We start from the raw sequence: 20,115 nt of genomic DNA on the forward strand, positions 1-20,115 counted from the left end.
ATGCAAATAAATATAAAGAATATTCCAGAGGAAATATTGTCTGCTCTAAAGTTACAAGCTAAGGAAAGTAAAGCAGCTAATTTTTCTCAGTATATTATCGAAATTTTCAGATCAGCAATCGTTAATAATGGATTATCAATTTATGATTCTGAACTAGCAAATTTAGCTGTTGAGATTAAGAAACAACAAGCAAAAGTTACTCAATTTTTGACAGAAGAAAATATTGATAATCTTCGAATTATGGAAGAACTAAAAATAGTACAGGATTTGGTTGAAGGTTGGATTGAATTTGATACTATTTCAGAAGTAATGGCTGAGGGTGAGCAGGGTAATGAAAAAGAATAAAAGTATAATCGCGATTCTAATAGTTATCTTAATAATTTTAGTACAACCGAATGTTTGGCAGAAAGTAAGAGATATGTTTACTATTAGAGATTTTAAAACTCAACTAGGAATTATAGATACCAATGGCAAAGTTATGTCCAAAGAAACAAACAAAAGATTGAGTGAACAAGACTATAATAATGAATTAATCATAGTGGTAAATCAAAACCAATCTGACTTAAATGTGAAAGATTTACAGCAATCTAAATTAAAGTATGAATTAAAGGATAAAGATTTATTGAATAGGTCAAGAGGCGGAAAAATAATATTCAACAAAAATATGCTTCCTCAATCAAGTATTACAGAAACAAATATGAGAATTGCAGGGTGGAATAAGACAGTAGAAAAAAATCAGAAAGTTTGGACTAAAGAGATGGTTATACCAATAAAAGATGGGAAAGAGATTCCTAAAAATAATACTTTTGTTTCGACTAGAGATCTGAGTAAAAAATTAGCCGAGTATCAGAAAAAAATTAGCGATTATATCAACCAAACAAATGATAGTGTAGGATATGAAGCAACTATAATTTATAACGGTGTAAATCCTATTCCATCAGGAGTGCATGTTCAAGCTAAAAGTATTGAAGATAATCAATTTCAATTTAATATTTATGTACTCAATCAGGAACATAATTACAATGTAAATCATTTAACAGGTAACGTGAAGAAAAATTAGTACAATACGAGGAGAATTTAACATGGATAAGAATAGCAAAAATAAGAAATTTTTTTACATTAGACAAGATAGAGAGCAAAAATTAAATGAATTATATAATAAATTTAAGAAAGAAGACAATGTTAAGTCATTTTCAGAATTTGGAAATAGAATGATTGACATACTATATGATCTTTTGATTACTCCTAAAGATACACCACTTCAAGAAAGAATAGCAGAGCTAAAGAAGGTTAAAAACACTCAACTACAAAACATAGATGTCTTAGTTAGAAGCATACGTTCCAGTGAGAATATTAATTTATATGTATTATTAGCTTTATATAATAAATTAACGGTTGAAGGTTGGCAGCCATCAGACTTGGAATCAATTACAGTTACATCTCAGAATGAAGAGCTAAATCAATTGTTAAAACAAATAGGAGATTTAGTTACACAAGACGCTGCTAGAGGCAAAGAAATTAAGGATTCACATAAAAAGAGTTAGAATAAAAATCGAATAAATGAGGGGGAATTTATGTGAGCAAGAAAAAAAGTAGAGAGTACTTAATGAAATTAAGAAAAATTTCAGATCAAGGGCTGATTGACCCTTTTGAAGGAGATTTAGGTGAATTTGATGGAGTCACTTTAAAATTTGTTGAACCAGTGTCAAAACTGATCTGTAAATATACAGGTAAACCGTATACTATCCAATGGCAAAGAAAGATTGAAGAAATGCGAGATCTTTATCAGAAATGGCAGATAGAAATGGCTAATAATTTTGAAGATGGTGAACGTAGAGGATATATTGTAAAAAAAGAAGATGTTAGGCGAAACAACGAACGAATTGAAACTTATTTGGAACTTGGTTTTGGTTTTAAGGATTTTGCAAAAAAAGTTGGTTATAGTGAGGGATCACTTAGAAATAAGTGGAATCGTACGGAGTTAGAAAAAGCACATAATCCATGTGTGATTAAAAATAATATCTTGAAGCCATTAAGTAAAAGTGGTAGTTCTCGAATGGGACATAAAGTTAGTGTAGGTAAAAAATCTAGAATAACTGATATTTTATTAACTAGATAATAAGTTAGCAAATAGCTAGTTAGATAGAAGGTGATAGATTGGAACAAAAAACTTCTCCAGCTATAACATTTATGATTCAATATCGAAAACCAGATCCAGGACATGTTAATTATACAAACCGAAAAAATGCCGTAGATATAGATAATGAATTAGGAATCCAACGTTCAGACGAGTATAGTCAAGAATTGATTCAAGAGATTAATCAAGAATTACCTGAAATGGACTTAGATTTTGAAGATTATGTTGATTATATGAATCGGGGATATGCAACTAAAAATAAAGATGATGAATTAACAACTATGTTTACTGCTACAGAGAATAATGCACCTAAAATAAGGCTTAAAGAAACTAAGGATAAATTAAAACAGGCATATAAAAATAATTCTTTGATGTGGCAAGGCGTAGTTTCGTTTGATAATGAATTTTTAGCTAAACAAGGGTTGTATGATCCTGAAACAGGTAAGGTAAATCAAAGAGCAATTAAAGAAACAATTAGGCAAGCTATGCCTGCTTTAATACAACGAGAAGAACTATCTGATACTGCTTTTTGGTGGGGGAATATCCATTTGAACACTAGACATGTACATGTTCATTTAGGACTTTCAGAGATAGAGTCTAATCGGCCCAAAGTATACTTTGCTCCACGAGATCAGATGGAATATAAAGGGGCTTTTTCACAAAAAACAATTAAAGCCTTTAAAAGTGCCATTTATCATGAAATTTTGAATGACCAAGAAAAGAAAAGGTTACTTCGTCAAGAACAAAAAATAGGCGTATTTAAGCAAAGTTTAACTGATAATATTGAGAACTCAGTTAATAATAAGTATGACTATAAAGCTAAATTCTTCTTAGAACAAGCCTATAACCATTTACCACAAAATAAAAAAATACGTTATCGTTCTAATGCTAAGGACTTCAAAGTAGCTAAATTATATCTTAACAAGTATGTAGAACACTTTTTAAAACATGGTGGAAAAGAAGATTATGACGCTTTTAAACAAGAAACCAGAGATTATTTAGCTAATTACAAACAAGCTTATACAAGTGAAGAGGAAGGGCGTGAGTATGAGAAAAGAACTAAAGACTGGCTAAATAACGAAAAGATAACCATTGCTGAAACTAAAGGCTTTAATTTGGATGATTTAGTTGAAAAACGTATGCAAGATTTACATGATAGGTTAGGTAGTAAGGTTTTAAATTATCTGCAGTCTAATCCTCCAGGAGATACAGAAATTTTGCCGCCTAATTTAAGTAGATTCTCTAAAAGCAATCAAAAGATGGCCAAAAATCAGTTGCCAGAAGTAAGTACAATTTATACAAAGAGACAATGGGACTGGTTAGGATATGAAATACCAGAAAAAGCTCAGCCAATAGCTATTGTTAAACCTAATAATAATCCTGATATTAATAAAAGGTATATTGAAGAAAAATACTGGGATATTAGTCAGGTTAAACTAAAGAAAAACTTAAATTCGAAGCCGAAGATAAAGCTTTATCAGGCCCTATGGTTAACTACAGAAGAATTAGAACAATTGGTTGATGGAAGTAAAGATCGTAAGCTAACTAGCCTTGAAAAACAAGAATTTGGTGTTTATAGATACGCAATTAAAGTTAAGAATATGCAAGAAAGACAAGTAGAAATCAATGATCGAATGGATATTTTAAAAGCTTACCAACCATTGACTACTGATAAACCGTTGATTGATTATAAGATGCAACAATACAAAGAACTAGAGGAATTGTTAGAAATTAGATTAAAGCCAAAGTATAAGCAGAATAATACCGAAAAAAGGCAACTTGAAAAATTAACTAATAGACATTTAGATGTTGTTAAAGTTCCAATTACTAAAGTTGATAAAACTGTATATTTAGCGAGAAAAAACACTTTGTCTACGGAGCTTAAACTGGCAAATCAAGCTCAAAGTGATACAACCTTTAGTTTGGTTTATGGGTCAAAAACTACGAAAAAGCAATATTTAAACAGGTTGACACAGGAACAAGAAGTTTTAAAAACTAAGTATGAAATTTATCAACGTAATGAACAGATAAAAAATGAGGTAGATGAGAATAAAATTTCTGATTTAAAAAAAGAAAATGGCCAAGATTTTGGGAAATTAAAAGTGCTATATCAGAAGTTAGATCCAGAAAGTGATAGGCAAACAAATAATTTTGATTTTGATAATTTTAATTTGAAAGATTCTGAAATTCATAGACAAGTAAGGTCTAGTCAACAAAAAGAAAGTGAGACTTTCAAACAAGAAAGATCACAATTTAGCTATAAACCCTTTAGTCCACATATGATTAGTTCAGCACATCTAATGCTTAAAGCAAATGGTAGAGAACAAATTGAAGCAGCTAAGAAGAAGTGGCGAGATGATGATCGAACGGAAAAAGAACGTCAAAGAGAAGAAAGAAAGCGTGGTAGGAGTATCTAACTAGAATCTATTTTTGATGAGTCTAGTAATTGTCGAAGGTTGCTAGACTATAAGCGTGGATTTTTTTCACGCACTTTTCAAATTTGTAAAACACTCTCTTGCCCTAGATGTAAAGATTTGAATATTCAGGTAGATTTGAGGCTATCCTGGGGCTTTAAAATAAATTGAAAGGAAGATGAGAATGGAAACAAAATTTTTTCTAATAGATACCAAAATGGACAATATTTGGACAAACATAATTATAGCTGCTAATTCATTAGAAGAGGCGGAAGCAAAAGTAAAGGAAATGCAGAGTAAGAAGAATAGTTAAAATCGAAGTGTAAAAATAGTCTAACTATAATAAATTTAGTATTTAACATCAGTTGAATCAGGAAAAATTAAATAGATAAACTGGTTCAAAGTGTAAAGATAGTCTATGAGAGGGGGATAATATGAACGAAAACATTAAGGCTATGGTTTCAGAATTAAAAAGAGAGTTTCCAGATAATTATGGTAATGGCACTAAAGGCTTATATTTTGAAATAAGTGATAATCATTATTTTGAATATGGTGTAGATAAAGAATTTACAGAACAGCATTTTAGCGATATTTGGATTAGATATAAAGGAAATGGATTTAAAATTATATATGAAAATGATTTGGAATGTGAAATTGAAACAGAGTATTACCCCAATTTAGAAAATTTAGAAGCAATTGGAAGAATTATTAATATAGTAGGTAAAAATTTAAGTAAGATAAATTTTGATTATTAATTAAGTTGCTTTGACCTTAATAAGTCACTAAACTGTTAATATCGTTTGATGAATATACATTCATGAATTAGGATCTCTTATAAACGATATAGACTTAGTACTCGTAAAAAAGTGCTAAGCCATAAGTAGCAAAATTACTCAACAAATAATCTACTTAGGCAATTTTGTTACTGAAGGATTTATCCTTTTTAACTACTGTTACAGGAAAGAATAATTTCAAGGAAGTGAAAACGACCTTCTCTTTTATTAGAATACACACAAATAACCTGTAACATTGCCTTGTATCTGCATGATTTGAGACAGTCTTACGCTTTTGAGGACGTAGCAAGGCTTATTTTTAGGTGTATGTTGAGCCTTACATTGACTTTTTATACAGTTAGTATTTATAATATAACTACCGAGAAAACACTTTTTTATTTTTATATTTGTAAAGCTATTTACATTATCAATTCAATCTAGTCTATATTAGGCTAGATTTTTTTAATTATTGACGTTATATATGCTTATGCTCTAAAATGAGTGTACATTTATTTATCGTTATTACAACTACGAAACAGTCTTTTCTATTTTGATCCAGCCTATTTTTAGGTTGGATTTTTTATTTGAGTATGTAATATCTATGGTATAGTATAAAGAAAAGAGTATGGAGGCAGGAGTTATGGTTAAAAAATTAGTATTCCCTGGTGAAGATATTAATAATTTTGATTTTGAAGCATTATGGGACGTAGCAGAAATGAATGATGATGAAAAAAGTTTTACTTACGCTGGCACAGGCAAAAATGAAGGCCTACAATTTACATTAGGCTATAAAAGTAGACCTGAAGAGTATGAAAGAGTTAAAAAAATTCATTTAGAAGATATTGAACATAATAAAAAAATATTTGCTAAAGAATTAAGTGAACATAAAATTTCTGAAGACGAGTATAAAGAAAAATTAAAAAAAGCCAGCGTAGTTGCTGATTTTATTCCAGAGTTCTTTTTAGACGAAGATTATTTGGAAGAAGAGGATTTAGCTTCCCCAGCTGGTAGTGCTGATAGTCCTGACTTTTTCTAATTACATATAATTATATGATTTAAACTTCTTATGATTAGTTTGACCACTAATTGTAAGAAGTTTTTGTTTACCCTAATTGCTGTCATCAAAATAGAGATTTTCAAAATTTAAATTACACTCAGTACATAAAATGAATGGGAGTGATTTAAATGGCAGAAAATAATAATCCTATATTAAAAAGTTTCATTACTTTAAATACAGAGGATTCAGAAGTAGTAGACGCAATAAGCAACCCAATTATTGATAGTAGTGATGAATCAGTGAATGGGGACTTTGTTAAAGAAGAATTTAATGCAGAGCGTTTTGCTGCTGAGTTAAGTCGCTTAAACAAAGAATATCAAGCAGCAGATAATAGTTCCTACAATCAAGGAGTAAGAGATATTTTAGCGGAGATCATTTATGAATTTCATTGTGATCTTGGACAACCTGAAGAGGAGGTGCAAGATTAATGGTAGAAAAAATTCATGATTTAGCTAAAAACGAATTAAATAAGCGTTATGGGATTTCTAAACAACCAGGAAAATCTTTAAATGTAACTACAAATGATACACTATTTACATTATTTAGAAAAACGGCAGACTTTATTTATCGTCATGGTGAATGGACTAAAAAAGATGAACTTACAGCTGTTAGAAGCATGTTGGAACGAAGGGAAAGTTATTGGGGACGAGAACCTCAAGAAATAGAGGTTAATAAAATTGAGCCTACACAAGAACAGGCTGACTATTTGAAAGCTACAAGACTCTTTAAAACCGATAACGTTAAGGATCATATGTATTTAACAAAATACAGTTATATCAATGGAAAAGGTGAAAAAAAAGTAAACGAGTTTACTATCCTTTTAGATTCCGACAATAAAGTTGGAACTAAGCATATGTATGCTTTCAACAGAACAATAGAAGTTGAGGGTTTACCTAAGAGTTTTATGATGGGTAATTTAAATCGAGCTATTGGCTATGACAAGCTTTTTTCAGATGTTATTAACAAGTTTGATGAACAAAAGCCTACTGGATTTACTAAAGAAAATGTATTTTATTTCTTGGATAGGTTGATACAAGCTGATAAAAGAAATTTTAAAGGCTTTATTCACGACACAATGTATGATTTTGAAATAACACCAGAAATGAGACAGGAAGCTGCACAAGATCCAGATGGTATGGCAAGTGTTAGGTGGGGTAAGACAAACCTAAAATGGGCAGAACGGCACCAAGCTCGAAATCGTACTATTGACTGGTTGAATAAGTATTTGAAAGATACTTACAACCTAACCTTACAAGTAGAATATGAAAATGATATCGACAAGGAAACGCACGCTAAAAGTTGGCAGACTAAAAAGAATATCAATAAATCTACTTTAGAAGTTATGAATAATTCTAATCTAAATATTCCATTTGAATCATTGGAATTAGATAACGGTGTAGATTTAGACCGTTTTAAACAAGCGGAAATTACATTTCAAGAAATGATGAATTTCTTACCAAAATCAACCAATAGAGAAAAACCAATTTTAAGGTTACGTAAATTAGGTAACCATAAAGCATTAGGGTTATTTGTTCCATACAATAACACGATTGCGGTTGATTTTAGAAGTTCTAAATCAAAAACGGAATATCAACCCGCAGGTACAGGCATTCAATCATTTATCCACGAATACGGACACTTTTTAGACTATAATACTAGCCATGAAGTTGGAATTAGTTCATCTTTACAAAATGATTTTAGTGATATCTTGTATCAAGTGCAGCACAAAATTGATAATCATCAAAAAATGGTTGGAAAAGAATTTTTCCCTAATCGGTTAGCTAATTATTTTAAGGTACCAACAGAAGTTTTTGCTAGGGCTTTTGAAATATATTCTTCCGAAGCTGGACTAGATAATTCTTTAATTTTTGACAAGTCTGCTTATCAAAATGAACTACAATATACTTTCTTTACGGACGATATTAAAGCAAAGATAACGGAGTATTTTGATAATAAGTTTCCTGGATATCGTGAAAGAATTAAAGAGTATAATGCTCTAATTGAAAGCAAGAAACAACAACAAATTCAAAATATTGAAGCAGATACTAAGACAATTAAAAATGTTGAACAACAAGATTTAGATTTAACTAATCAAAATGTTTCAGATGAACCTAAAAATGATAAATCTGAAAAATTGAATCAAGAACTTGATGAATCTCGTGAAGAACTATTAAATGCAGTGAAGAAAGATTTGAAAGGTGACTCTGGTAATCAAGAAATCACAGATAATTCAGAATCAAAATTAGAATTTTCTGAAATTACTAAAGACAACCTTGAGTTATTAGCTAGAGAACAAGCCAAAGGAACAAAAATTGAATTAACAGAGATTTTTGATGACAGGACTTTTCTTAATTTTGAAAGAAACTTAGGTATCTTACGAAAGATTAATAATGCTGATATTGATGACAAAGTAAACTTTTTAGGAACAGAGTTTACTGTAGAGGAGCAGGGAACAAGAGATTTTGAAAATAGTGTTGGACGTCCTGTAGGAGTGACATTAAGCTATATTGATTCTAATGGTAATGAGCAAATTTTAACCCTACCTGGAAATAATGAAAGTTTAGCTGCAAATTATTTAGTATCAGCTATTTATTCTAATGTGATTGAACCGAATATTAACAATGAAAAAACAAATAATAATCAAACACAAGAAGAAAATAAAACTCCTGAAACTGAAAACTATAGGTTAAGAAAAGCAAGAGAAAAACTTCAACGTTTGGAAAAAGAATTTGAAGAGACTAGCCAATCCTTAAATGACCATTATACTCAAACCAATGGTCAACCTATGAATGACAAACGCAATAGCGATTCATTCTTTAACGAAGCTAACAGATTAGAAGAAAAAATCTCTAAATTAAATAACGAAATTAAGGAACAACGAGAAAGAGTTGCTAGGTTAGAAGCTAGTGCTGAAAGAAAAGCAGAAGGTTTGAACCGTAGTGGCAATGGTTTAGAGTTAAGTGTAGATAATATACCTAGAATCCAAGAAGAAATTGAACGTTTTGAAAAGGGAGAGTCTAATTATTCTAAAAAAACAATTGAAAAATATCGTCAAGAATTAGTTAAATTAGAACAATCTGCTAAACTAGCCGATAGCATTGCTCCAGAGGCTAAGAAGGTAGTAGATAGCGGGAAATTATCTCAATGGAAGAAACGTCCTAATATTTATTTTGTTAAAGGTTTAAGGAACGTAGCTCTTGTGATTAATGAACAAGGTATGCTTGAAGTAAGTTCAAAATATACTCCCAAGACGGATAGAGAACGAGAAATTGTTAATGAGTTATTAGAATTGCAGAGACAATCTGAATCAGGTCAAGAAATCTCTCAAGATAGTGAGAAGTCAACAATTGAGTCAGATCAAATGAGTGACAAAAATAATGAAGATATCAATACCGATGCAGAAAATGTAACAGTTGAATCAAATGAAAATAATATCGAAACTCCTCCAAGAAAAATAACAACTGAAATGATTAGTAAAGCAGAAGGACAAGATATTTTAGCGGTTGCTCAAAGTTTAGGAATTGAATTAGTTAGAGGTCGTAATGCAGCGTATCATTGGGTAGACGAACCAAGTTTTGAAATTAATTCCAAAACAAAACTTTTCACTTGGAAAGATAAAAATATCTACAATAAAAATGTAATTAGTTTAGTTGAGGCAAAAGAAAGCCTTAATTATCGAGAAGCCGTTCTATATTTAAATGATAACGAGATTCCTAATTTTGATTTTGATAAGGTCAAGATAGAATCAATTAACGGAGAAATTGAGACTCCTAAAGTAACTGAAGTAGATATTAATGGTCATTCTAAGAATGAAATTGAACCATCAACATCAGAAGAAAATACTTCAAGAAATGAAACTCAAGAAAACGGAGAAACAAAAGAGTCTTATGCTTTAAGCCGTTCTAAGAATAAACTAGCTAGATTAGAACAAGAATTGGAATCAGCACAACAAGCAGTATTTGATCATTTTAACTCCGTTAATGGAAAGCCTAGTGATAATAGGGCATTCTTTGAACAATCTGAACAACTTGGAAAAAAAGTTAGAAGTTTGATGGAACAAGTTGAGAAGCAAAAGAAACGAGTAAAACAACAAGAGTTCATTAATCAAGGATTTAATCGACAAGGTAATGGCCTAGAGTTGAGTGTAGATAATATTGACCGTATCGAAAAAGAAATTAAGAAGTTTGATAATGGAGAATCTGCTTATTCTAAGGCTACAATCAACAAATACCGCAAAGAATTAGAAAACTTAAAACAAGAATCTAAATTAGGTTCTATTAAATTAAGTAAGGCAGCTAAACAAATGTTAAAAGAAGGTAAACTCAAACAATGGAAGAAACACCCAAATGTATTCTTCATTAAAGAGCTTAAGAAATCTGCAGTTGCCTTAGAAATAAATGAAGATGGTACGTTTAAACCTAGTGAAAAATATGTGGCTAAAACTCCTGAAGAACAAGAGGCAGTCAAGAATCTGTTAGATCAACTATCTATTAAAAAGGAAGAACCAAAACAAGAAGTACAAAATAATGTTGCTAATCAGGAAACCAAAGTAAACGAGCCAATTATTCCAAGAGGAGCTGTTAGAATAACAGAAAAAGAAATAGCTTTTGCTAGAGAACAAAATATTTTAAATGTAGCTCAAGCATTAGGTATTAATTTAACTCACGATACAGTATATCACTGGTCTGATGAGCCAACTTTCGAAATTAATCCTGAAAATAATTCGTTTACCTGGGGATCTAAAGATTTATATAAAGAAGATCCTATTAGTTTAGTTCAAAATAGAGAAAACCTAAACTATCAACAAGCGGTTAAATACTTAAACGTAAATGAATTTCCTGAATATACTGAAAATAGTATCGAAAGTGCTAAAATAGTTGAAAATAATGTAGATAATGAAGGACAAGATTTAGATATAAATCCATCTTCTGAAGAGAGTCAAACACAAGTTGAAACGACATCACAATTAGATGAAAATGGTAATCCACTACAACCAGGTTGGAAGCCAGTAAATCGCAGACCAGGTTATCACAAATATGCACGTAAAAATCAAATTAATTATACAAACCGTAAAGTAAGAAATAGAAGTCTTGAAAGAGCTTCAGCAATTCAGACAGCTAAAAGCAGAGATATTTTAGAAGTGGCCGAAATGTTAGGTATGAAGCTTAAAAGGCAAGGTAATACTTACCAATGGGTAGAACATGATTCCCTTACAATCTTCCCTAAGACTAATTCGTTTAAGTGGTTTAATCCAGAACATGGAGATTATGGGGATCCAATTGCATTAGTTCAAGCAGTGACAAGAGATACACCTAATCCATTAAACTTTAATCAATCAATTTCGTTCTTATTGAAAAATAAATTTACAGGAGCTAAGCCTGTTATTTATGACGCACCTAAAAAAGAGTTCTCGTATCTTTTAAGAGATGAAAACAATATTGATAAAGCAGTTAAATATTTGAGTGAAACAAGAGGAATCAATCCTAAAGTAGTTGAATATTTTGCTAAAAAAGGTATTTTAGCTCAAGCTACAAGATTTGATAAGGCACATAACTTGTACGAACCAGTTATTGTGTTTAAGAACTTTGATGAAAATGCAAAATTTGTTGGAGCTTATCTTGAAGGAATTGATCAACACCCTGAAATTTATGGTACACATCATGGTAGAAGAAAAGAGATTGTTACTAATAGTGACGGAAATGTTGGTACTAATATCTCGATTGGAAAACCAAAGAATGTTATTTTATGTGAATCTAACATTGATATGATGAGTTATTTTGAACTAAAAGGTAATCGTCGTCAACTTAAAGATACTATGCTAGTTTCAATGAATGGATTAAAAGAAAGTACTGTTAGCAAGGCTTTTCAAATGGTTATGGCACCTAAGTATGATGGAAAGACAGCACAATATATGGAAAAGGTTAATGAACTTGCCAATAACTATGAAAATGCCTATGAACAATGGTTAAAGACAGGAGCAACAATTACTTTAGCCGTAGACAATGATAAAGCAGGATTAGAGTTATATAAGAAATTATCTGAAAAGTATCCTAATATTCCGATTAAATTAGATGTTCCGCCTAAAGCTAAGGGACAAGAAAAAATGGACTGGAATGATTATCTAAAAGCATTAAAACAATCAGGAAAACCATTAGAGCAAGAGTTGGATAATGTAGAGTTTGCTCCTGAACAAATTGCCTTAGAAAAAAGACAAGCCCAAATTATTGGTAATAGTCAATTCGAGTCTCAATCTAAAGAAATGTTGCAGGAACAAGAGCCGCAAGAAAAAACTAAAGCTGTAAATAATACTGATACTCAAGAAAAAATAGTTAAAGAAGAACCAAAACAACAAGAAATTCCTCAAAATGATAGCATTCGTCAAGAAAATTCTAAACAAGAGGTAACTCAAGATAATTCTAAAGTAACTAGAAATGTACAATCTAAAGCAGGACAACAAGAACCGCAAAATACTAAACGTAGGCATGGAAACTACAATCCTGTTATAGCTGATCCTAACTGGAAAAACATTCGAAATTCTAAAGAGAATATGATTCAATTAAATGATAAAGCTCAAAAAATCATTCGAAAATATGCTACAGATCCTGAAGGTTTTAAGAATTACCTTGATTATATGAGCTTAAATCCAGGAACAAACTATAAGAATGCAGCTTTAATTCAGGAAAAATTACCTGGAACTAAAATGGCTTTAACTTATAAGCAGTGGCAAGAATTAGGAATTGAAAAGGGTATAACTGAAGCAGATGTTGAAGGGCATTTTGTTTCCAGAAACGGTAAAACCCTAATTAAAAACCGTAAATTAACGGTTCTCCAAAAAGAAAAGAGCAAGGTTAAGTGCTTTAGACCTAATACACGAGTTGTAGTACCACGCTTAGATGATAAAGGTAAGTTAATGAGAAATAGTAATGGTGCTTTAATTTGTCGACCTAAAGAACAAGCTTCTAGTTTGGAATTAGAGAAACTAGCAACTGGCGAAATGTATAAAGAAGGAATGAAAGAATATGTAAATTTCATTAGAAATGAAAAAGGTCAAGTTACTTATAGCGATTATGCAGTTTATGGAATTGAACAAACAAGTTTGAAGAAGGATAGATATGATAAAGTTTTGAATAATTACAAGGTAGATTTAAGTAATCCTAAACATATTGTTGCAATGCAGCAAAGTTTAGGTGAGATTTCCAAATCTATTAAAGTTCCAGTACTTTATGATAATGAAGGAATTTTGAAAAAAGGCGAATCAGGCAAATATGATCAAAAAACACAGAAAATATATCTAAACTCTAGTCTTAGTCCTGAACAAAAAATTAAAGCCCAGATTAAACTTTTATCTGAAGCTGCCTTTGACAGCACCTCCAGAGTAGGTCATAGTGACGATCCTAGAATTGAAAGTAGAAGAATGAAGCATGTAGCTAAGCGAAAGAAAGTTGATAATCTAAAAAGTTCAATGACAGAATATATGTTAAAAGAAAGATTGGGTATTGAACATGATAATGTAACTCCAGGTGTTATTGGTAATTGGGCTACTCGTTTAGACGATTTGAGAGCTACAGATTTTGATAAATCTTTAAAACAAATTCAAAAAGAAACTAATAAATTCTCTAAAATTTTTGATCGTAGTCTAAGCGCAATTAAACAACAACAGAATATTAATCTTGTACAAAATGTAGAACCTGTTAGAGCAGTGAACATTTAAATAGTGTCACAAAAAAGGCAATTTCAGCAAATAGAGATAGACTTATACTATAAGTTTTTGAGGAGGTATCTCTATGAAAATTGTCTTTCGTAAAAAGAAACGCTATAACAAGTGGAACACGCCGTACAAGAATCCTATTTACGCAGATACTAAGCGTAATTTGGTTAGTAAGAAAGCCACTTCAAAATTGATAAAAAAATTTAGAAGGGGGCTTTTTTAATGGGCAATATTAAAGAAATACAAATATAAAATATTTGATCCAGAAAAAATTTCAAAATTAAGAGGGGACGTGAACGTATATGACGACTGTGATTTTGGCGGAAAAGCCTAGTCAAGCTAAGAATTATATTGAATCGTTTAATTCTTACGAAAAATATGATGGTTATTTTAAAGTAGAAGATCCTATTTTTAATGATGAAACTTTTGTAACTTATTGCTTTGGCCATTTAGTAACTTTAGCTAAACCTGAATACTATAATCCAGATTATGCTAAAAGTTGGAACTTAAAGCAATTACCCATTTTCCCTACAGCATTTCATTTTGAAGTAGCCGAAGGAAAACACAAACAATTCAATATTGTTAGAGAACTTTTGAATAAGGCAAATACAATTGTAATAGCTACTGACAGTGATAGAGAAGGTGAAAATATTGCTTGGTCGATTTTAAATCAAGTTCACATCACTAATCAACAAAAAAATATTAAAAGATTGTGGATCAATTCTTTAGAAAAAAGTGTGGTACTTGAGGGATTTAGAAATTTAAAAGATGATGAAGATTACTATAATTTTTTTGTTGAAGCACAAACTAGGCAACTGAGTGATTGGCTTGTAGGTATGAATTTAACTCGTTTATTTACTTGTGCTTTAGGTCAACAAGGAATTAGATCAACTTTTTCAGTTGGAAGAGTTCAAACACCAACTTTAAATTTAGTTTATGAAAGAGATTTAGCAATAAAAAATTTTAAATCAGTTCCATATTTTGAACTTGAAAGTGAAATTTTAACAGATTCAGAAAAATTTGTTTCAAAATTAACACCCTCTAAGCAATTTGAAAATGAATCGAGTCTAATTACATTCATAGAATCTAATAACGCTCAAAAAGGATTACAAGGCGGTTATATTCAAAGTGTCGAAAAGAAACGAAAGAATAGTGCTAGTCCACGCTTATTTTCATTGTCTAGTCTACAAAGTGAAGTTAATAGACGTTATAAAGCGACTGCCAGTGAGACATTGAAGGCTGTTCAAAGTTTATATGAAAAGAAATTGCTATCCTATCCTCGAAGTGATTGTAATTATATTACGGAGGCTGAATTTGCATATCTAAAAGAGAACATAGATAATTACGCTATTTTATTTAATAAAAATGTTTCATTGTTTACGCAGATGGAGCCAGACAAGAGATATGTAAACAACAAGAAAGTTCAAGAACACTATGCGATTATTCCTACACGTAATATTCCAACTGCCGAACAAATTCAGAGTTTTAATAAATTAGAACTGCAGATTTATACATTAGTAGTTGCAACAACTTTAGCAATGTTTATGGAGCCGTATTTATATGATGAGACCATAATTATAACTAAAGTAGGAAATTTAACATTTAAAGCAAGTGGTCAGATACCTATTAGTAAAGGGTGGCATGAGATGATTAAAGTCACTGAAAATGAGAAACATTTACCTGAAGTAATTGAAGGACAAGTTGTTAAAGCTAACTTAGTTTCTGTAAAAAAGAAAACCAGTTCTCCTAAGCCGTTTACAGAAGGAACTTTAATTACGGCTATGAAAACGGCGGGAAAAACTTTAGATGATAAAGAAGCACAATCAATTTTAAAAGATGTTGAAGGTATTGGGACAGAAGCAACAAGAGCTAATATTATTGATGAACTGAAGAAGAAAGAATATTTGGTAATCAGTAAAAATAAATTACACGTTACTCCTAAAGGCAGTATTTTGTGCCAAGCAGCTGCTAGTTCTCAAACTTTAGTTTCTGCTTCAATGACTGCTGAGTGGGAGAAAAAATTAAAACTAATAGGTCATGGTGAATTTGAACAAAGACAATTTTTAGCTAATGTAAAGCAATTTATCCAAGAGCTAGTTGGGGACGTTCCTACTAAACTTAAAGATAATCAAAATTTAGTGACGCAGATTAAAGAAAATAGTAATAACAATAATAAAGTCATTGGAACTTGTCCTTTATGTAAAAAAGGGAAAATTGTGTATCGAGAAAACAAAAAAGAGCCAAGACGAAGTTTTTATGGTTGTGATCGGTACAAGGAAGGCTGTAAGTTTGGATTTTCTCAAATTATTGCAGGTAAGAAACTAACAAATAATAATGCTAAAGAATTAATTGAAAAAGGTAAAACAAAGAAAATAAACGGTTTTAAGAAAAAAGACGGTGGAAGTTTCGCAGCAGCTTTAAAACTTGATTTAACAGCTGATAGAAATAAAGTCATATTTGATTTTTCAAAGAAGTGAGGGATTTGCATGGAAGTATATGGAATTGTTAAACACGTTGAATTAGCAAAAAAAGAAAATTGGAAACATAGTCTACTTTTATTAACTTTGGACGTTAACGGAATAGAATTTATTTTTCCTGTTGAGAAAGGAGTTATTGAAGAGTTAAGTATTGGTTCTACGATAGGCTTAGATATTGAAGCCTACCCTTTAAATTGGCAAAAGAATAAAGATAGATATGTAGATAATGAACCAGAAGCAGCAAAAGCTACTACTGAAACTATAGAACAAGTACCTAGTCAAACAATTCAGGTAAGTACACCTAAACCACAGCTACCAATGAAGTTGACAGATGAGGAACTTAAAGACCTATATGGCGTAGATGATAATGTAATTCCTATTTCTAAGGATATACGAGTAGATAGCAATTTAGAAGATGTTTCAGAGAGTGAATTTACTCAATTTGATCAACCAACAGTTGAAACTGCAACAGGAGAATCTGAATCATCAGCTAAAGAAGATAAAAATGATACAAACAAGAATGAAAAAAATAAAACAATGATTAAATTGCCAGAGCTTTCTAAGAAAAATAAATCGAAAACATTGAATCCAGCTAACAAAGCAATGCTTGGTAGTTTAGCTGGAAGTTTAGGAAGTGGTATTGAAGAAAGTCCTGAAGATTAAAGGTAAAAACGGGGTGAAAGATAAATGTTTTTTGACGATATTGATAATTTTGATGAAATTGATGATTTGGAAAATATCGTAGTTGAAGATGATACAGAAAACAACGAAACAAGTTTTCCTACACCATATTTGGATCAATATACAACTAATTTATCAATTAAGGCTCAAAGTAGGCCAGATGATTATGAAGTTTATGGCCGAGAAAAAGAAATTGAAGACATTATTATTTCTCTAATGCGAAAAACTAAAAATTCGCCATTACTTATTGGTGAAGCTGGGGTAGGTAAAACAGCTATTGTTGAAGGTGTTGCACTAAGAATTATTAGAAATCAAGTTCCTGAATCTTTACAAGATTTAACGGTTAGGTCTTTAGAATTATCTAGTTTAATGAGTGATACCGTAGAAGGAAGTTTTTTGGCCAAGTTTAAAGCAATTATCGAAGAATTGGTTGCAACTAAGGGTGAAAACTTACTATTTATTGATGAAATTCATACTTTAATGGGAGCTGGTGCTAACGGCCAAGCCTTAGATGCAGGAAACGTATTAAAACCAGCTTTAGCTCGTGGTGAAATTCAAATGATAGGTGCCACAACAATTGATGAATATCATGAAACGATCGAAAATGACCGAGCTTTACAACGTCGTTTCCAAAATATTCAAATTGACGAACCAACTAAAGAACAAGCTTTAGTCATTTTACAAGGGGTAACACCTAGTTTTGAAAATTTCCACCAAGTAAAAATTAAAGAGTCAGCGTTAAAAGCAGCTATTAATCTATCAGTTCGATATATTCCTGACAGATTTTTACCTGATAAAGCTTTGGATTTGTTAGATGAAGCAAGTACTATTGCTAGTTCTCAAAATAGTACAAATGTAAGTGAAGTTGAGATTGCTGAAGTTTTGAAGCGTAGAACAGGTATTCCAGTAACTACGATTCTAAGAGCTGAAGAGGATCGGTTAAAAAATATTGAGAGTCGCTTATCAAAACGAGTTAAGGGTCAAGAATTTGCAGTTAAAGAAGTATCTGACGCTGTAACGATTTCTAGAGCTGGACTACAAGATGAGACTAAACCACTAGGTACTTTTCTTTTCTTAGGAACAACAGGGGTAGGTAAAACAGAGTTGGCCAAATCACTAGCGGAAGTCGTATTTGATGATGAAAATGCTATGATTAGATTAGATATGTCTGAATTTTCACAGCCAGGTTCTTCTTTAAAATTAATAGGAACTAGAAAAACAAAAGGTGTTTTAACAGAAGCAGTTAAGCACCGTCCATACTCAATTGTTTTATTTGACGAATTAGAAAAAGCTGACCGAGAGGTTCATGATTTACTTTTGCAAATTTTAGATGATGGACGTTTAACTGACGGAACTGGTAGACTGATATCCTTCAAAAACACAATTGTTATTATGACAACTAATATCGGTGCAGATAAAATTAAATTAAATGAGGAATTGAAAGGTGATATAGAAAACTTATCTTTACGTGAATATAATCAATTTATTGAGAGTATGGATATTGAATTACAGACAGAATTTAGACCCGAATTTATTAACCGTATTGATCATAAAGTTGTTTTTAAAATGCTAGGTGAGGAAGTTATTAGAGAAATAGCAATTAAAGACTTAGAAATTTTAGATCAACGTATGCAAAAACAAAAAGCTAAATTAGTTTATAATGAAGAATTATTGGACTATTTAGCTTTTAACGGTACTGATGTTAATAATGGTGCAAGACCACTAATGAGACTAATTAATCGTAAAGTACTAGCTCCTATATCAAGGAAACTTTTGACTTTGCCTAAGAGAAAAAATGTTGAGTACATATTTAAAGTAGTGGTTAAAGGTAAAGCTCCAACTGAAAAAAGTGAATTGCTTGATCGTAGAACTTTAGATTTTGAAGTAACGAAGAAGTTGGTGGATCTAAATGATTAGAACTAATAAACAAGAACCAATTAGGTACCGTAATTATCGCTTTTATCTAAATTCACTTACACCATCTGAATTATTTGTACACAAAAAGCAACTGAATAAGGCATATAGAAAAATAAAGAAACAAAAAAAATCCATAACAGAGATCTATAACATAGTGATCATATCAATGATTTTATTTACTCTTGTTGAAGATAGTCATTTTGGTATTGATACTAATTATATGCTCTTAATAGACTTAATTTTTATCCTGGCAGGTGCAGGATTAATAAGTTGGTTCGAATTTAAGTTGGATAGAATTGAAGAGAAGATTATGATTTTTAGAGTTGTTTCTTTAGAAAATTAGTTAAGCAGTTGTTATTGTCATAAAATAGAAATTTATTTTTAGAGAAAGTATTATGAAACTGTACTCAATATCACTCAAGTATAAGATGTATTTAGTCATTCATTTGAGAACTAAATTATTTTAGCACTTAACGAGTTAAAACTTGTTGAGTGCTTTTTTCGTGTCATAAATTTAGTATTTTTTTTTAAATCCTATATGCTAGATATGTTTCTTGAAGAAGAAACTATATTTTTTATAAGAGGAGGAAAAAAGATGAACTTTTTAAATGGTTTTGCTGCTTCAGCCGTAGCAACTAAGTTAAAACTAGGTACATTACCAATGTTTTTTGCTGCAGGAGATCCATTTGGTTCTGCCAAAGGTTTGTTTGATGGCTTAACAGGTAAATTTAAATTAGTTGCAACTGCCGTTTTTGTATTGGTATTAGTTGTAACTGGTATTGCCTATTCTTTTGGTGGCCAAGAATTAAAGACTGGTTCTAAAAAGAAATGGATTGATGTAGGTCTTGCTTTGTGTGTTGTTTTCGGAGCAACTGCAGCTGTACTTTGGTTACAAAGTTTCTTAGCACAACAAGGCTGGTCATAAAAAATAGTAAGAATTATTGAATTGGG

General features: G+C 31.0%; 16 protein-coding genes. All 16 read left to right on the forward strand.

The features are described from left to right. The 16 genes from FC55_RS06645 (at position 1) to FC55_RS06710 (ending at position 20,089) form a co-directional block, all read left to right on the forward strand. On the forward strand, positions 1-345 hold the full coding sequence (locus FC55_RS06645) for a hypothetical protein (protein ID WP_035149214.1): 345 nt from the start codon (positions 1-3) through the stop codon (positions 343-345). Beyond that, positions 332-1,060 (forward strand): hypothetical protein, encoded by a 729-nt coding sequence (locus tag FC55_RS06650; RefSeq protein WP_003699023.1) that lies wholly within the window; start codon positions 332-334, stop codon positions 1,058-1,060. The genes FC55_RS06645 and FC55_RS06650 overlap by 14 nt, the downstream gene beginning before the upstream one ends. Before the next feature lie 22 nt (positions 1,061-1,082). Further along, the gene (locus FC55_RS06655; RefSeq protein WP_003699024.1) at positions 1,083-1,544 is read left to right on the forward strand and encodes a hypothetical protein; all 462 of its coding nucleotides are present in this window, start codon (positions 1,083-1,085) and stop codon (positions 1,542-1,544) included. 32 nt (positions 1,545-1,576) lie between these two features. After that, the gene (locus tag FC55_RS06660; protein WP_050754568.1) at positions 1,577-2,119 is read left to right on the forward strand and encodes a hypothetical protein; all 543 of its coding nucleotides are present in this window, start codon (positions 1,577-1,579) and stop codon (positions 2,117-2,119) included. 38 nt (positions 2,120-2,157) lie between these two features. Next, positions 2,158-4,554 carry a relaxase MobL gene (gene mobL, locus FC55_RS06665; protein WP_003699027.1) on the forward strand — a complete coding sequence of 799 codons (2,397 nt, stop codon included), beginning with the start codon at positions 2,158-2,160 and terminating at the stop codon, positions 4,552-4,554. A 181-nt stretch (positions 4,555-4,735) separates the two neighbouring features. Continuing rightward, positions 4,736-4,864, forward strand: a complete 129-nt coding sequence (locus FC55_RS10220; RefSeq protein ID WP_258412936.1) for a hypothetical protein — start codon at positions 4,736-4,738, stop codon at positions 4,862-4,864. 121 nt (positions 4,865-4,985) lie between these two features. Continuing rightward, entirely contained in the window at positions 4,986-5,306 is a 321-nt protein-coding gene (locus tag FC55_RS06670) for a hypothetical protein (RefSeq protein ID WP_003699029.1), read from the forward strand. 658 nt (positions 5,307-5,964) lie between these two features. Then, positions 5,965-6,360, forward strand: a complete 396-nt coding sequence (locus tag FC55_RS06675) for a hypothetical protein (RefSeq protein WP_035149217.1) — start codon at positions 5,965-5,967, stop codon at positions 6,358-6,360. A gap of 149 nt (positions 6,361-6,509) precedes the next feature. Further along, positions 6,510-6,809: a hypothetical protein gene (locus FC55_RS10115; protein ID WP_003699033.1), complete on the forward strand. Its 300-nt coding sequence runs from the start codon at positions 6,510-6,512 to the stop codon at positions 6,807-6,809. Further along, a complete protein-coding gene (locus tag FC55_RS06685) occupies positions 6,809-14,092 on the forward strand; it encodes a toprim domain-containing protein (RefSeq protein ID WP_003699034.1) in 7,284 nt (2,427 codons plus the stop codon). Before FC55_RS10115 ends, FC55_RS06685 begins: the two co-directional genes overlap by 1 nt. 73 nt (positions 14,093-14,165) lie before the next feature. Next, positions 14,166-14,312, forward strand: coding sequence for a hypothetical protein (locus FC55_RS09910; protein WP_154645753.1), 147 nt, complete (start codon positions 14,166-14,168; stop codon positions 14,310-14,312). 79 nt (positions 14,313-14,391) lie between these two features. Further along, positions 14,392-16,566, forward strand: a complete 2,175-nt coding sequence (locus FC55_RS06690) for a type IA DNA topoisomerase (protein ID WP_003699035.1) — start codon at positions 14,392-14,394, stop codon at positions 16,564-16,566. A gap of 9 nt (positions 16,567-16,575) precedes the next feature. Continuing rightward, positions 16,576-17,229 (forward strand): hypothetical protein, encoded by a 654-nt coding sequence (locus FC55_RS06695; RefSeq protein WP_003699037.1) that lies wholly within the window; start codon positions 16,576-16,578, stop codon positions 17,227-17,229. Between the two features lie 24 nt (positions 17,230-17,253). Continuing rightward, positions 17,254-19,164 carry an AAA family ATPase gene (locus tag FC55_RS06700; protein ID WP_003699038.1) on the forward strand — a complete coding sequence of 637 codons (1,911 nt, stop codon included), beginning with the start codon at positions 17,254-17,256 and terminating at the stop codon, positions 19,162-19,164. Next, positions 19,157-19,507: a hypothetical protein gene (locus tag FC55_RS06705; RefSeq protein WP_003699039.1), complete on the forward strand. Its 351-nt coding sequence runs from the start codon at positions 19,157-19,159 to the stop codon at positions 19,505-19,507. The genes FC55_RS06700 and FC55_RS06705 overlap by 8 nt, the downstream gene beginning before the upstream one ends. Positions 19,508-19,759: 252 nt before the next feature. After that, the gene (locus FC55_RS06710; protein WP_035149221.1) at positions 19,760-20,089 is read left to right on the forward strand and encodes a hypothetical protein; all 330 of its coding nucleotides are present in this window, start codon (positions 19,760-19,762) and stop codon (positions 20,087-20,089) included. The last annotated feature ends 26 nt before the right edge of the window (positions 20,090-20,115 follow it).

This window comes from Ligilactobacillus salivarius DSM 20555 = ATCC 11741, assembly GCF_001435955.1.
Taxonomy (GTDB): Bacteria; Bacillota; Bacilli; order Lactobacillales; family Lactobacillaceae; genus Ligilactobacillus; species Ligilactobacillus salivarius.